This is a genomic window from Streptomyces sp. NPDC050423, from assembly GCF_040655445.1.
Classification (GTDB): domain Bacteria; phylum Actinomycetota; class Actinomycetes; order Streptomycetales; family Streptomycetaceae; genus Streptomyces.
Map to the genome: position 1 here is coordinate 5,028 of NZ_JBFAJY010000054.1, position 14,134 is coordinate 19,161.

General features: G+C 70.3%; 11 protein-coding genes. 4 read left to right on the forward strand and 7 right to left on the reverse strand.

Translation table 11 applies throughout. The features are described from left to right. Positions 1-71: 71 nt before the first annotated feature. From AB0I52_RS29740 to AB0I52_RS29755, 4 genes are all read right to left on the reverse strand, one after another. A complete protein-coding gene (locus AB0I52_RS29740) occupies positions 72-1,760 on the reverse strand; it encodes an LCP family protein (protein WP_363077818.1) in 1,689 nt (562 codons plus the stop codon). Between the two features lie 49 nt (positions 1,761-1,809). Continuing rightward, a complete protein-coding gene (locus tag AB0I52_RS29745) occupies positions 1,810-3,615 on the reverse strand; it encodes an LCP family protein (RefSeq protein ID WP_363077820.1) in 1,806 nt (601 codons plus the stop codon). A 224-nt stretch (positions 3,616-3,839) separates the two neighbouring features. Beyond that, positions 3,840-5,357 carry an LCP family protein gene (locus tag AB0I52_RS29750; protein ID WP_363077822.1) on the reverse strand — a complete coding sequence of 506 codons (1,518 nt, stop codon included), beginning with the start codon at positions 5,355-5,357 and terminating at the stop codon, positions 3,840-3,842. 220 nt (positions 5,358-5,577) lie between these two features. Beyond that, on the reverse strand, positions 5,578-6,327 hold the full coding sequence (locus AB0I52_RS29755) for a TIGR03089 family protein (protein ID WP_363077824.1): 750 nt from the start codon (positions 6,325-6,327) through the stop codon (positions 5,578-5,580). 138 nt (positions 6,328-6,465) lie between these two features. Here AB0I52_RS29755 and AB0I52_RS29760 point away from each other — a divergent pair, with 138 nt between their 5' ends. The 3 genes from AB0I52_RS29760 to AB0I52_RS29770 all read left to right on the forward strand — a co-directional run bounded on the left by AB0I52_RS29760 (position 6,466) and on the right by AB0I52_RS29770 (position 10,080). Then, the gene (locus AB0I52_RS29760) at positions 6,466-7,794 is read left to right on the forward strand and encodes a peptidoglycan recognition protein (protein WP_363077826.1); all 1,329 of its coding nucleotides are present in this window, start codon (positions 6,466-6,468) and stop codon (positions 7,792-7,794) included. A 124-nt stretch (positions 7,795-7,918) separates the two neighbouring features. Continuing rightward, complete coding sequence (locus tag AB0I52_RS29765; protein ID WP_362965495.1) at positions 7,919-9,010, forward strand: NDP-sugar synthase; 1,092 nt, start codon at positions 7,919-7,921, stop codon at positions 9,008-9,010. Between the two features lie 89 nt (positions 9,011-9,099). Beyond that, a complete protein-coding gene (locus tag AB0I52_RS29770; protein ID WP_363077829.1) occupies positions 9,100-10,080 on the forward strand; it encodes a DNA-3-methyladenine glycosylase 2 family protein in 981 nt (326 codons plus the stop codon). Positions 10,081-10,202: 122 nt separating this feature from the next. Here AB0I52_RS29770 and AB0I52_RS29775 read toward each other — a convergent pair whose 3' ends face one another. The 3 genes from AB0I52_RS29775 to AB0I52_RS29785 form a co-directional block, all read right to left on the reverse strand. Next, on the reverse strand, positions 10,203-11,519 hold the full coding sequence (locus tag AB0I52_RS29775; RefSeq protein WP_363077831.1) for a coenzyme F420-0:L-glutamate ligase: 1,317 nt from the start codon (positions 11,517-11,519) through the stop codon (positions 10,203-10,205). Further along, positions 11,516-12,472, reverse strand: coding sequence for a 2-phospho-L-lactate transferase (gene cofD / locus AB0I52_RS29780; RefSeq protein ID WP_363077833.1), 957 nt, complete (start codon positions 12,470-12,472; stop codon positions 11,516-11,518). Before cofD ends, AB0I52_RS29775 begins: the two co-directional genes overlap by 4 nt. Positions 12,473-12,588: 116 nt before the next feature. After that, a complete protein-coding gene (locus tag AB0I52_RS29785; RefSeq protein ID WP_363077835.1) occupies positions 12,589-13,080 on the reverse strand; it encodes a cysteine dioxygenase family protein in 492 nt (163 codons plus the stop codon). Positions 13,081-13,787: 707 nt separating this feature from the next. On the opposite strand from AB0I52_RS29785, the gene AB0I52_RS29790 reads away from it, so the two are divergent. Beyond that, complete coding sequence (locus tag AB0I52_RS29790; protein WP_024494319.1) at positions 13,788-14,051, forward strand: WhiB family transcriptional regulator; 264 nt, start codon at positions 13,788-13,790, stop codon at positions 14,049-14,051. Positions 14,052-14,134 lie beyond the last annotated feature (83 nt).

A 14,134-nucleotide genomic window follows, 5' to 3' on the forward strand; every position in this document is an offset into this window, starting at 1 on the left:
CGTAGGCGGGTGGGGGGGTGGGCCGGGTGCCCCCGGGCATCCCCCCTCTCCGTCGTGTCTCCGGGGCGCCGCTACATCTGGCGGTACGGCCAGTACACGTCCATGCAGCCCGTCTTGGCGCCGTTGACCGCCTCGGTGCCCTCCAGCGGGTCGCTGTCGTCCGCCGCCGCCTTCGGGAACGTGGACCCCGTGCGCCAGTCCGAGCCGACCGTGAGCGTCAGCTGGTCCCCGTCCGGCACCTCCTTGACGACGCTGGTCGGCATCGACATCGCCTTGGCGATCGAGAGCGCGTCCGACCTGCCCTGGGCGCCGGAGCTCTTCGGGTAGGTCACCTCGGTCGTCAGCGCCGATCCGGGAGCGGTCGAGGTGGCCGCCTCGGTGAAGCCCTTGGCCCGCAGCAGGTCCCGGACACCCCCGGCACGGTTGCTGGTGGGCGCCTGGCCGTCGCCCGCCGTCCCGTTGACGACGCTCACGCCGATCGAGGCGGGAGCGCCGGCGGCCGGACCGGTCTCCTTCTTCTTCTTGTTCTTGGCCCGGTCCTTCGGGTCGAGCGGCTCGTCGTCGCGGAGCAGCGCCCAGAGCTTGTCCGCGGCGCCCGGCTTCGCCAGTACGTGGTTGTCGTCCTGGGGGTCGGGAATCCTCGGCATCGTCAGCATGTTCATCTTGTCCATCGGCACGCCCTTGAGCTGCATGCCGAGGTCGAACAGCTTCTTCACCGAACCGATCTCCTCGGAGACCTGGAGCGACTTGGTCGCGGTCTCGGCGAGGCCCATCAGCCGTCCCGTGTCCGAGAACGCGTCCTGGTCCTTCAGTTCACGGATGACGGAGTTCATGTACATGTGCTGGGCCTTGGAGCGGCCGAAGTCGCTCTCGAAGGCGTGCCGGGTGCGCAGCCACTGCAGGGCCTGCTTTCCCTTGACCTTGTGCGTGCCGGCCGTCAGCCTCAGGCCGGAGCCACCGGGCACGTTGGGTTTGGGCACGTCGTTGACGTTCTGCTTCACGCACACGTCCGCGCCGCCCACCGCGTCCGCCATGTCCACCACTCCGGCGAAGTCGACCATCATCCAGTGGTCGATGTAGACCCCGGTGAGCTTCTCCCAGGTGTCCAGCGTGCAGCCGGGACCACCGCGGCCGAGCGTCTCGTTGATGAGGGTGTTGGTGGCGGGGTACTTCTTGCCGTTGTCGGGGTCCTCGCAGGCCGGGATGTCCACCCGGGTGTCGCGCGGGATGCTGACGACGGAGGCGTTCTTCCGGTCGGCCGACACATGGAGCAGCATCTGCACGTCGGCGAGCGGGATCCCGCCGACGCTCGACTTCGAGCCGCCGAGCTTGAGGTTCTCCGCGGTGTTCCGGCTGTCGGACCCGATGAGCAGGATGTTCAGCGGGGTCTGGCCCGCCGAGTTCGGCGCGGTCTTCTTCGCCGCGCTGTTGCCCGCACTGCGGTGGCCCTTGCGGAGGTTGCCGTTGAGGTGCTCGTACCAGAGATAGCCGGCCGCGCCGGTGCCGAGTATCAGCACCGCGAGCGAGAGGGCTGTCCAGCGCAGTATTCGGTGCTTCTTCCGCTTCGCGGCCCGGCGGGGACGGCCGCGCCGCCCGCCGCCGTGGCCCGCGCCGCGGCGGGCGGCGTCCCCGTCCCCGCTCCCGTCCGGCGTCGGGGCGCCGGCCTTGTCGCCCTCGTAGAGGCCGTCGTCCCAGCCGAGTTGACCGGCATGCCGGACCCGTGGTCGCGTTCCCTCCCCTGGCGTACTGCTCCGTCCCACCGGACCCCCCCTGCTGCTCAGACTCGCGGTACGGCGCAGTGACCCGGTGTCACTTCGCGCACTCTGCCTTGTCGGCACTGGCCTTCGGAATATCGATCTTGGCCGGACCGGTGATCGGGGTGCCCGCACCCTCGAAGTCCGCCCCGAGCGTCAGCACCATCGCCTGCAGGCCCTCGGCGTCGGTGGTGCCCTTCTTGAGCGCCGATCCGGGGAGCCCCATCATCTCGGCGAGGGCACGGGCCTGGTCCGCCTGGTTCGGCGCGTACTCCAGCGTCGTCCTGGCGGCCTTCGCCGGGGCGTTGGCCTTGTTCGTGGACTTGAGGACGCCCTTGGTGTTCTGCAGCCAGGTGACGGTCTGCTGAGCCCCGCCGGCGATCTTGCCACCGTTGTAGACATCGACGCGTACGTCGGCTGGGGCGGCCTTGGTGCCCTTGAGGAGAGCGTCCTGCTTGCTCTTCGCCGCCTTCTTCTGCGCGGCCACCTCGGTCAGTGAGGTGTCGTGCTGCATCATCGAGAACAGCTGGGGCGCCTTCACCGGGTCGACCACCACCGTGATCGGTTTCGGCTCGGCCGGGTTGTCGATGACCGGAAGGGTGACGAACGAGATGTTCTTCGTGTCGATCTTGGTGAGTTCCTTGGCGAGCGTGGTCAGCTTCGGCACCGAGCCGATCGCCTTGTCGACCGTCAGGGCCCTCGTCGCCGCGTCCGCCAGCTTGAACAGCTTCGTCGGGCTGGTCAGCGTGTCGTCCGACTTCATCTGCCGGATCATCGAGCCGATGAACTGCTGCTGGACCTTGATCCGGTCCAGGTCGCTCCCGTTGGCGAAGCTGTGCCGGGTCCGGACGAACGCCAGCGCGTCCTCGCCCTGGATCTTGTGCTTGCCCGCCGGCAGGTCCAGATGGGAGTCCGCGTCCTTGACGGGCTTCGCGAGGCAGATCTCCACGCCACCGACCGCCGTGGACAGCTCCTTGACCGCGTTGAAGTCGACCATCATGAAGTGGTCGACCTTCAGACCGGTGATCTCCTTGACGGTGTCCATCGTGCAGCTCGGGTCACGGCCCTCCTGGCCGAGGCTGACGTTGAACCGGATGTTCTCCGTGCCCGGGATGGCCTTGTCCGAGCCGTCCGGCTGCCTGGTCTTGCAGTCCGGGATGTCGGTGATGAGGTCGCGGGGGATGCTCAGCGCCGTGGCGTTGGTGCGGTCCTTGGAGACGTGGAACAGGATGTTGGTGTCGGCGTGGCCGGTACTGCCCTTGTCGCCGTAGCCCTCGTTGCCCTTGCCGGTGCGCTTGTCCGTACCGATGACCAATATGTTCAGGGGCGCGTTGGCCGTGGCCACGTCCTTGTTGCCGGCGTCGCCGATGTCCACGGTGTTCAGATTGCCGTTGAAGTGCTGGTACAGCAGGTAACCGCCGACCGAGACACCGACGAGCAGGAACGCCATCACGCCGCCCGTCCAGATCAGCGCCTTCTTCCGGCGGGCCTTCGGGGCCTTGCGCTTGCGGCGGCCGGCGCCGCTCTCGTTCGGGGACGAGCGCGTGGAGGAACGCGTCGAAGAGCCCGAACCCGGACCCTCCTGGCCACGGGCCGAACGGCGACCGCCCTGTCTGGGCACCTCACGGCCGGGTCCGGCACCACGTCCGGCACCGTCGCGCGGGGAGCCCTGTCGCCGCCCGCCGTCCTCATGCACGGCGTCTCTGCGCCGGGAGCCGCGCGGGGCCGAATTGCTCGGGCCGCCACCCGAATCCCCTCCGGATTGGTTCAGTCGCAGTTCGTAGTCGCCGGTGTCCGGGTTGAGGACCCATTGGTCTGCGGGATCGATATCTTCCGCCCGCCCACGGCCTTGTGCATCCACGGTTGCTTGAGTCCTCCGTCGGTGCCACGCGAGGCGCCTCCCCCGATAAGGCGCTCAATTTTTCACTCCGGAAGTGTTCGGCCCGAGGGCCGGAAGTAACCGGATCGCGTCACACTATCCGTCCGGTTCGGCGCCGAGCGATGAGCGTGACACATTCCACGACCCTTACAACCGGGCATTCTTCCCATTGCACGCCGAACGTTGATGTCCGCTTGGTAATTGCTTTACTGCTTGCACAGGTCGGTCGCCGCGTTGTTACCCGAATAGGTGGGTGTGGGGCTGGGGCCCGGAGCGCCTGTGGCACCCGATTCCCCGTCCGTGGACCCCCCGCCGGACCGGCTGTCGCTGTCTGCATCCTGTGAATGTTCCGAACCCTCCCCGTGTCCGGTGTTCTTGCCGTCGTCGCCGTTGAGCTGATCTGCTGGAACCACCGCGAGCGGCTTGTCGTCGCGCAGTTGCTTGAAGAGCTCGTCCGCGTCGGGTTGTACGAGTTCGTCCCGGTTCCGGTTCGCGGCGTAGGGCTGCCGGGGAACGGTCAGGAACTGAACCTTGTCGGTCGGTACGTTGCGCATGCCGCGTACGAGTTCGTAGAGGTCCTTCAGGGTGTCCAGCCCCGGGTCCGTGGTGAGCGCCTTCGTCGCCGCGTCCAGCACCGGGTAGAGCCGGGTCGGATTGAGCAGGACGCCGTTGCTCTGCACCTTGTTGACGAGTGCGCCCAGGAACTGCTGCTGGCGGTCCATCCGTTCGGTGTCGCTGCCGTTGCCGATCGACTTGCGGACCCGTACGTACCCCAGCGCCTGCTCACCGTCGAGCTTCTGGCGGCCCGCCGGGAGCTTGAGGTGGGCCGCGGTGTCGTTGATCGGTTCCTTGAGGCAGATCTCCACGCCGTTCACCGCGTCGACCATGTCCTTGAAACCGTTGAAGTCGACGACCATGTAGTGGTCGATGCGCACACCGGTCATCTTCTCGACGGTACGGATGGTGCAGGCTGTTCCACCGAACTCGAAAGCCCAGTTGAACTGGGAGAATTGCGGCTTGCTGGAGGTTTTGTCCGCCTTGTGGCAGGTCGGGATGTTCGCCATCAGGTCGCGCGGGATGGACATCGCGGTGGCGCTTTTCCGGTTCGCGGCCAGGTGCAGCAGGATCGTGGTGTCCGAGCGCTGGCTGCCGCCGTCGTCGCGGCCGTACTTGCCGTTGTCCCCGGCCCGGCTGTCGGAGCCGATGAGGAGGATGTTCTCCGCGTCATGGACGACGGACGCGGGGCGCTCCTTCTCGTACGTCTTGAGTTCGGCGGCCGCGGAGGTGTCCGTCTTGATGTTGCCGTCGAGCTTCTTGTACAGCCACCAGCCGGTGCCCGCGGCGACGAGGACGACGAACGAGGCCCCGAGCGCGGTCCAACGCAGCCAGTGCCGCTTGCGCTTGACGGTGATGTCGAGGGTCGGACCCGGCCCTGAGCCCGGGGGCGGAGCCCCGCCCGAAGATCCGCTGCCGGACTCGCTGCCGGACCCGGTTCCCGACCCGCTGCGCGTCTCGCCGCCCGGGGCGCTCCCGGGCGCGCTCGCAGGGGTGTCCTCCGGGATGTTCTCCGAGGCGTCCTTCGGGGTGTCCTTCGAGGCGGCTTCCGGCGCGGGCTTCTCGCCGCGCTCCGCACCCGGCGACCCGTCCGGCGTCTGGTCCTCGCCCGCGGCCGAGTCGTCGGGGTCGGCCGGAGTGCCGGCGCTTTCGGTCACGTCTGCGTCCATCCTTCACGTTCGGCGGCGCGCTGGGCCGCCGGTTGCAGAAGTAGACGGCTGAACCTCACGCTTGGTTGTGCCTTGAGTGGTCTGTACCGCAGATCATGTACCGGAGTTGACGCATCGCCCGGAGGGCTCGGCCCACGATGGGCCGGACGGGTGGTGCACGGACCTCTTGTCGTACCGCGGCGCCCCGCTGTCGCGCGGAGCGCCGCCGCGCGGGCCGCTGTCACACGGTCAGGGTGACCCGCTCGCTCTCGACGCGCTGCGCCAGCCCGTCCTCGCCCAGCTCCCCGAGGTGCCGGCACAGGACCACCGAACCCCCGGTCGCCAGCGGCGCGAAGAGCCCGGCGCTGAGGCCGTCCCAGGTGTCGTACGTACGCCCCGAGAGCAGTCGCGATCCGGTACCCAGGCCCAGCGCGGCACCGTCCTCGCGGGCCCGCGCGACCAGCTGCGCCGAGCTGAGGGCGATATCGCCCACGGTCAGCGCCGGGGCGTCCGGGTCCACCGGGGCGAACGGGGCGAACCGGTCGCCCTGGCCCGGCACCTCCACCGCGTAGTCCGCGAAGCCCTCGGGCGGCTGCGGGAACCTGCCGCCCATCGGGCGCAGCGCCAGCGCGATCCGCTCACCGCGGCAGGTCCGCGCGGCCTCCAGCGTGTCCGGTCCGGTGACGACGAGGTCGGCGGCCGCCGGGTCACCCCGCACCTCGGCGACGACGCCGACCGAGGAGCAGGCGAGCAGCCAGACCGCGGACTGCCAGTGCGCGGGGAGCAGCAGCGCGAGCCGGTCGCCGGGCTCCGCGGCGAGATCGCCCTGCAGCAGGTTGGCGGTCTTGGCCACCCAATTGGCGAAGGTGGCCACCGACAGTTCGACGCGTTCTCCGGTGGCGTCGTCGTAGAAAGTGACCATGGGGCGGGCCGGGTCCGCGGCAAGCGCGGAACGCAGCAGGTCGGCAGGGGTGCGGTCGCTGGCGTTCATCCGCGCAAGGGTACGTGGGGGTGGCGGGCCGGACCGGGCGTGGCGGGTGCCTCGTACACCGGTTCGGCAGACGGGCCGTCAAATACCGGACGAAACACCGGTCGCCGGAGTCGTCTGATTGTGTGAAGGATCATCTGTATGCGTGCCTTCATTGCATCCGCCATTGGTGTCACCTGCGCGGCAGCTCTCCTGCTGCCGCTCGCCGCGCCCGCGGGCGCCGCCCCCGACACCCCCGCCCACTCGACTGCCGCGGGCTCCGTGCCCGCCGAGGCGTCCGAACCCGCCGCGCTGCCCGGTTCGACGCAGTCGCTGGCCCTGTCCCCCCTGTCCGACGCCGCCGCGCGGGCCACCGGTGAACCCGCCCCGGCAGTCGCGGGACAAGGGCTGACCGAGCGCGAGGTCCACCCGTTCTCCATGGTCGGCGTCGTCTGGGACGACGTGAACACCGAACTCCACGGCACCGCCCAGGTCCGTACCCGCTCCACCGATACCGGCCGCTGGTCCGGCTGGCAGGACCTGGAGACGCACAACGCAGAGCACTCCGCCGACCCGGGCACCCCCGAGCGCGAGTCGGGCGCCGTCCGCGGCTCCACCGCCCCGCTCTGGGCCGGCGCGTCCGACGGAGTCGAGGTCCGGGTGAACCCGGAGGCCCCCGCCACCCGGGACGCCTCCGCCACCCCCGTACCGCTGCCCGCCGGGCTGCACCTCGAACTCGTCGACCCCGGCAAGGACCCGCGGGAGCTGCCCGCCGCCGGTGCCGCCGGCGCCGGCCGCGCCGCACCGCAGGGCGCCACCGCGCTCCCCGCCCTGAGCAGGTCCGCGACCGACGCGGCCGCCGGGTACGCGCCGGACGCCAAGCCGTACATCGGGCCCCGCCCGCGCATCATCACCCGCAAGGGCTGGGGCGCCGACGAGAAGATCCGCGAACGCGCCTTCGCGTACACCAGGACCGTCAAGGCGGCCTTCGTCCACCACAGCGCCACCGGCAACAACTACACCTGCTCCCAGGCGCCCTCGGTGCTGCGCGGCATCTACCGGTACCACGTCAAGAGCAACGGCTGGCGCGACATCGGCTACAACTTCGCCGTCGACAAGTGCGGAAACATCTACGAGGGCCGGGCCGGCGGCGTGACGAAGGCCGTCATGGGCGCGCACACCCTCGGCTTCAACACCAACACCATGGGCGTCGTGGTGCTCGGGACCTTCAGCAGCTCCAACCCGCCCTCGGCGGCGGTCAACGCCGTCGCGAAGCTCACCGCCTGGAAGCTCGGCCTCTTCAAGGCCAACCCGAAGGGCAAGGTGACCCTGGTCTCCGGCGGGAGCAACAAGTACAAGAAGGGAAAGAAGGTCAAACTCAACGTCATTTCCGGCCACCGGGACGGTTTCGCAACCGAATGCCCCGGAGCACGTCTCTACAAGAAGCTCGGCACGACCCGGACCAGCTCGGCCCGGCTCCAGGGCCGCTGACACGAAGGGCGCCGAGGGCGCCCGGGGCCTGCTGCGGGCTGCTGACCAAGGACGCCCCGTCCGGTCTGCATACACTGGCCAGCCGATACCAGGCCCGGCCCCAGCAGGAAGCAGAGACAGTGCTGTGACAGAGGCAAAAGAAGCGATTCTCCTGGTCGGCGGCAAGGGAACCCGGCTGCGCCCGCTCACGGTGCACACCCCGAAACCCATGGTTCCGGCAGCAGGCGTCCCCTTCCTCACGCACCAGCTGGCGCGTGCACGGGCCGCCGGGGTCGAGCACATCGTCCTCGCGACGTCGTACCTGGCGGAGGTCTTCGAGCCGCACTTCGGTGACGGTTCGGAACTCGGCCTCCACATCGAGTACGTCACCGAACGCGAACCGCTCGGCACCGGCGGCGCCATCCGCAACGTCGCCGCACGGCTCGACTCCGGCCCGGACGAACCGGTCCTCATCTTCAACGGAGACATCCTCACCGGCCTCGACATCCGGGCGCTGGTCACCTCGCACGCGGACTCCGGAGCCGATGTCTCGCTCCACCTCACCCGGGTCGACGACCCGCGCGCCTTCGGCCTCGTGCCGACGGACGACACCGGCCGGGTCACCGCGTTCCTGGAGAAGCCGCAGACCCCCGAGGAGATCGTCACCGACCAGGTGAACGCGGGGGCGTACATCTTCCGCCGGTCGGTCATCGACACCATTCCGGCCGGCCGCCCGGTCTCCGTGGAGCGCGAGACCTTCCCCGGACTGCTCGCCTCCGGCGCACATCTCCAGGGCATGGTCGACTCCACGTACTGGCTGGATCTCGGCACCCCGCAGGCCTTCATACGCGGCTCCGCCGACCTCGTGCTGGGCCGTGCCCCCTCGCCGGCCGTCCCCGGCCGGTGCGGCGACCGGCTCGTGCTGCCGACCGCCTCCGTCGCCCCCGACGCCAAACTCACCGGCGGTACGGTCATCGGCGCCGACGCGGTCATCGGCGCGGGCGCCAGGATCGAGGGCTCCACCGTGCTGGCGGGCGCGATCGTCGAACCCGGAGCGGTGATCACGGACTCCCTGGTCGGAGCGGGCGCCAGGATCGGCAGCCGTACGGTGCTGGCCGGCGCGGTCATCGGCGACGGGGCCAAGGTCGGCGCCGACAACGAACTGCGCGACGGCATCCGGATCTGGTGCGGGGCACACCTGCCCGCCGCGTCGGTGCGCTTCTCCTCGGACGAATGACCGGGGCGAGCCACTCCTCCCGGACGCCCCCACTGGCCGGAAACAGCCGTACCCTCGACAGGCAACCCCGACTACCGAGGACCTCACCCGTGGCAGGACGATTCGCTCCCCGCAGCGCCCCGCACGCGGCTGTCCCGCGCCAGGTGACGACGCCCGAACCGACGGCGCTGACCCGCGACTGGACCCCGCCGGGCCCGTTCGACCTGCGGCTCGTCCTCGGCCCGCTGCGACGGGGCCCCGCCGACCCCACTTTCCGGATGTCCGCGGACGGCTCCGTCCGCCGGGCCAGCCGCACCCCCGCCGGTCCCGGCACCCTCCACGTCGTCGCCCGCGACGGCCGGATCGAGGCGGCCGCCTGGGGGCCCGGCGCGTCCTGGCTGCTGGACCAGCTGCCGACGCTGCTGGGCGCGGCGGACGAGCCGGAGGCCTTCACCCCGCGCCACCGGCTCCTCGCGGTGACCCACCACCGCCGGCCGGGACTGCGGCTGCTGCGCACCGGCCTGGTGATGGAGTCCCTGATCCCGTCGGTCCTGGAACAGAAGGTCACCACGGACGAGGCGTACCGCGCCTGGCGCCTCCTGGTCCGCAAGTACGGGGAGCCGGCGCCGGGCCCGCAGGAGTACGGCCTGTACGTCATGCCGGACGCCCGGACCTGGTCGCTGATCCCGTCCTGGGAGTGGCACCGCGCGGGCGTCGACAGCAAGCGCTCGGCGACGATCCTGCGCGCGGTCCGGGTGGCCCGCCGGATGGAGGAGGCCGCGGCCATGGAGCTGGCCGGGGCGATGGCCCGGCTCCAGGCGATCCCGGGCATCGGCCCCTGGACCGCCGCCGAGACCCTGCAGCGGGCGAACGGCGCTCCGGACGCGGTGACGGTCGGCGACCTCCACCTGCCCGGCATCGTCGGCCACGCGCTGGCCGGCAACCGGAACGCCGACGACGAGGAGATGCTGACCCTGCTGTCCCCCTACGAGGGCCAACGCCACCGGGCCACCCGCCTGATCATGCTCTCCGGCAACACCCCGCCCCGCCACGCCCCGAGAATGACGCCACGCAACATCGCCCAGCTGTAAAGGCAGGCCGAACTCAAGCCCACCGTCCCGCACGTTTCCACCGGGCCCGGCGCTGATTCAAGCCTGTCCGGCGATTGAGGGCCGGGGTCCGGGGCAGAGCCCCGAAACCCACCCCAGCCCCCTCACCGCACCGCGACAAACGACTCCGCGTCACGAACCCCCCGCGCCGGAGGCGCCCCCGCGGCCCGCCCCACGGCAACCGCCCCCAACGGATCCCACGACGCCGGCAGCGACAGCACCTCCCGCACCACATCGCGGCAGAACATCGTCGAGGACACCCACGCAGAGCCCAGCCGCTCACCGGCCAGCGCGACCAGGAAGTTCTGGATTCCGGCACCCGCGGCGACCACGAACATCTCGCGCTCCGCCGCGTCCCGCCGCTCGTCCCCGTACGTGTGGGAGCCGTCCATCACCAGGCACGGCACCACCAGATACGGCGCCCGGCGCAGCACATCGCCCCGCCGCACCCGCTTGGCGACCGACTCCTCGCTCTTCCCGTCACGCCGCAGATCCGCGATCCACGCGTCCCGCATCGCGTCCAGCAGCCGGGTCCGCGCGTCCTCGGACTCCAGCAGCACGAACCGCCACGGCGTCGTGTGATGCGGCGCGGGCGCCGTCACGGCCGCGGCCACGGCCCGCCGCACCGCACCCGGGTCCACCGGATCGTCGGTGAACTCGCGCACCGTGCGCCGCTGGGTCATCGCCTCCCGTACCGCCTCGGACGTGCCCAGCCGGAACATGTCATCGGCCGCGACCCGCACCATCGCCCGCGCGCCCTCGGCGGACGCCGGGTCCACCAGGTGGCCGAGCCCGCGCACCACCGCCACCGGCAGCCCGTTCGCCTTGCCCTTGACCAGGTCCCCGGCCGAGGCCAGCTCGTCGGCGGTGGCGACGACGGTCGCGCTCAGCGGGTTGCCGTGCGCGTCGGTCCCGCCCCGCAGGTCGTCCAGCACCCGCACCCCGGCCGCGCCGATCGCGACATCGGTCAGCCCGTTGCGCCACGGGCGTCCGAAGGTGTCCGTGACGATGACGCCGACGTCGACGCCGAGCGTGTCCCGCAGCCCTTCCCGGACGGCCCGCGCCGACGCGTCGGCGTCCTCGGGCAGCAGCAGGACCGTTCCGGCGGGGGTGTTGGAGGCGTCGACCCCGGCCGCGGCCATGACCAGGCCCTGCCGGTTCTCGACGATCCGCAGCGCGCCGCGCCGCGCCACCACCCGTACCGTCTCGGCGTCGATCGCCGCCTCCCGGTCGGTGGCCTCGACGATCCGGCCCTCCGCCTTGGAGACGATCTTCGAGGTGACGAGGAGTACGTCACCGTCGACGAGACCGGGCCCGGTGGCGGCGATCAGCTTCGCGAGATCGTCCCCGGCCCTGACCTCGGGCATCCCGGGCAGCGCCCACACCCGGAACGAGGGCGCGGCGGCCGGGGCCGCGCTCATGCCCGTACCTCTTCGGCGAGGACCAGCGCCTGCCGCGCCATCTCGGCCGTGGTGGCGACATCGGTCATCATCAGCGGTACGGAACGGCAGCGGATGCCCGCGGACTCCACCTCGTCCACCGCGCCCGCGTCCACGGTGTCGACGAGCCAGCCGTCGAGCAGCCCGGAGCCGTAGTGCTGGGCGACCGCCGCGGCCGTCGACTCGACGCCCACCGCGGCGAGCACCTTGTCCGCCATCCCGCGCACCGGTGCGTCTCCGACGATGGGGGAGAGGCCGACGACCGGCACTCCGGCCTCGGCGATGGCTTCCCGGATGCCGGGCACGGCGAGGATGGTCCCGATGGACACGACGGGGTTCGACGGCGGGAAGAGGATGATGTCGGCCGAGCCGATCGCCTCCAGGACGCCCGGGGCCGGCTTGGCCTGCTCGGCACCGACGGGCACGATCGCCCGTGCCGGGACGGAGGCGCGCAGCTTCACCCAGTACTCCTGGAAGTGGATGGCTCTGCTCTCGCCGTCGACATCGACCGCCACATGCGTCTCGATCCGGTCGTCGGACATCGGCAGCAGCCGGACCCCCGGCTTCCAGCGCGCACAGAGCGCCTCCGTGACGGCGCTCAGCGGATAGCCCGCGCCGAGCATCTGCGTACGGACGATGTGGGTCGCGAAGTCACGGTCGCCGAGCCCGAACCACCCGGGCCCCACGCCGTAGGCCGCGAGTTCCTCCTTGACGTGGAAGCTCTCGTCGGTCCGCCCCCAGCCCTGGTCCTCGTTGATGCCACCGCCGAGGGTGTACATCACGGTGTCGAGGTCGGGGCAGACCTTGAGCCCGAACAGATGGATGTCGTCACCGGTATTGCCGATCACCGTGATGTCCGCGTCGGGCGCGGCCTCCTTGAGGCCACGCAGAAAACGAGCACCACCGATACCGCCGGCCAGAACCACAATGCGCATGCGAAACAGTCTGTCAGGCGAAGCCTGATCGTTGTGGGGGTGGTGGCGGGAGACGGGTGGGGCTGTCAGGCGAAGCCTGATCGTTGTCGGGGTGGTGGCGGGCGACGGGCGGGCCGTCAGACGGTGGCGGCGGCCGGGGCGCACTGGGTGGAGTGCATCGGCATGTCGGTCAGGCCCGGGTAGTAGACGTGCAGGCTGACGGCCGGTTCGAGGGAGTCGTTGACCACCTCGTGGACGTAGCCGGGGGCGAAGACGCGCTGGGTACCGGAGCCCAGCGTCCGCTTCCCGCGGTCCGTACGTTCTGTCAGTTCGCCGTCCAGCACGGTCAGTACGCCGGAGGACAGGCCGTGGTCGTGCAGCCCGCTGCCCTGGCCCGGGATCCAGCTGAGCAGCCAGACGTCGTATCCGGGGTGGCTGAGCAGCCGGTGGTACCAGCGGGTGGTGGCGTCGTACCGGACGAGCGGGGCCCATCGGGAGCGGTCGCCGGCGATGGAGCGGGCGAGCCCGACGAACTCCGACACCGTGGCGGGGTGCTCACGGGCGGGGCGCAGGAGGTGCTGGACCTCAAGGAGGTCGCCGGCGATCTGGAGGTCGCTGTCGCTGTTCATGGGTGCGGTGGTTCCTCGGCAGGAGTGCACGGGAGTGCGGGTGGGGATGCAGGGGTGTCGCGGGGACCGCGGGACCGGGTGACCATGGGCCGTGAGGGCCGCAGGGGAGGGTCCGGGGGGGCCGGGATGAGCTGTGTCGGACTGGAGCGCGAGGGCTTCAACAGCTGAGACAGCTGGAACAGCAACAGCGAGCCTGGACAGCGCTACGGAACCCACGGATGTGGGTCACGCGCATCGCTGAGGTCACTGGCATGACATCAAGGAGAACCGGAGAGCTTCCGAGTGTCAACCCAATGCCCGATTTAGGGCTAATGTTTCACCTCATCCGGTTACTCCGGACGGAGAAAGGTTTGTGCAGTGTGCGCGACGGAGATGTGGCGCAGCAGACGCACCCGCAAACGTGGTCGCGGCCCCGTGACCCGACTGTGATCTTGATCGCTTCGGTGATCGAATCGCAACGTGTCCGTCCTCCGGGGAGTTCTTCCCTGTGGCGGGTGCGTGTGGAATGAAGCCCATGGCATATGTCAGGTTTTTGGTGATTTGAACACTTTCCGCATACGCTTGGTGCCGCAGAGTGAATACCGAACCCAATAGCAGATCTGCGCTTGACTGGCACTGAGCTACACACTTGTAATTTCACTCGTGTCGTTCGGCCGATTCGATAACGGCCGCATCACGGGGACGCAAGAGACAGACGAGGGGCGCACATGACCGAGCTGTTCCAGCAACTGCTGGTCGAGGACGCGGACGAGGAACTCGGCTGGCAGGAGCGCGCACTGTGCGCCCAGACCGACCCCGAGTCCTTTTTTCCCGAGAAGGGCGGATCCACCCGCGAGGCGAAGAAGGTCTGCCTCGCCTGTGAAGTCCGGTCCGAATGCCTTGAGTACGCCCTTTCCAAAGACGAGCGGTTCGGCATCTGGGGCGGTCTTTCCGAGCGCGAGCGACGCCGTCTGAAGAAGGCCGCGATCTGACGCGCGCCTGGGCATCCCGGCCTGCGGGTGCCTGACCCGGCGAACCCGAGCCGGCGAACCCGAGCCGACAGACCTGTCGCGAC

Coding starts and splice junctions, on each gene's coding strand:
- AB0I52_RS29750 (WP_363077822.1), bottom strand. CDS start 5,357: ATGGACGCAGACGTGACCGAAAGCGCCGGCACTCCGGCCGACCCCGAC.
- AB0I52_RS29755 (WP_363077824.1), bottom strand. CDS start 6,327: ATGAACGCCAGCGACCGCACCCCTGCCGACCTGCTGCGTTCCGCGCTT.
- AB0I52_RS29760 (WP_363077826.1), top strand. CDS start 6,466: ATGCGTGCCTTCATTGCATCCGCCATTGGTGTCACCTGCGCGGCAGCT.
- AB0I52_RS29775 (WP_363077831.1), bottom strand. CDS start 11,519: ATGAGCGCGGCCCCGGCCGCCGCGCCCTCGTTCCGGGTGTGGGCGCTG.
- cofD (WP_363077833.1), bottom strand. CDS start 12,472: ATGCGCATTGTGGTTCTGGCCGGCGGTATCGGTGGTGCTCGTTTTCTG.
- AB0I52_RS29785 (WP_363077835.1), bottom strand. CDS start 13,080: ATGAACAGCGACAGCGACCTCCAGATCGCCGGCGACCTCCTTGAGGTC.
- AB0I52_RS29790 (WP_024494319.1), top strand. CDS start 13,788: ATGACCGAGCTGTTCCAGCAACTGCTGGTCGAGGACGCGGACGAGGAA.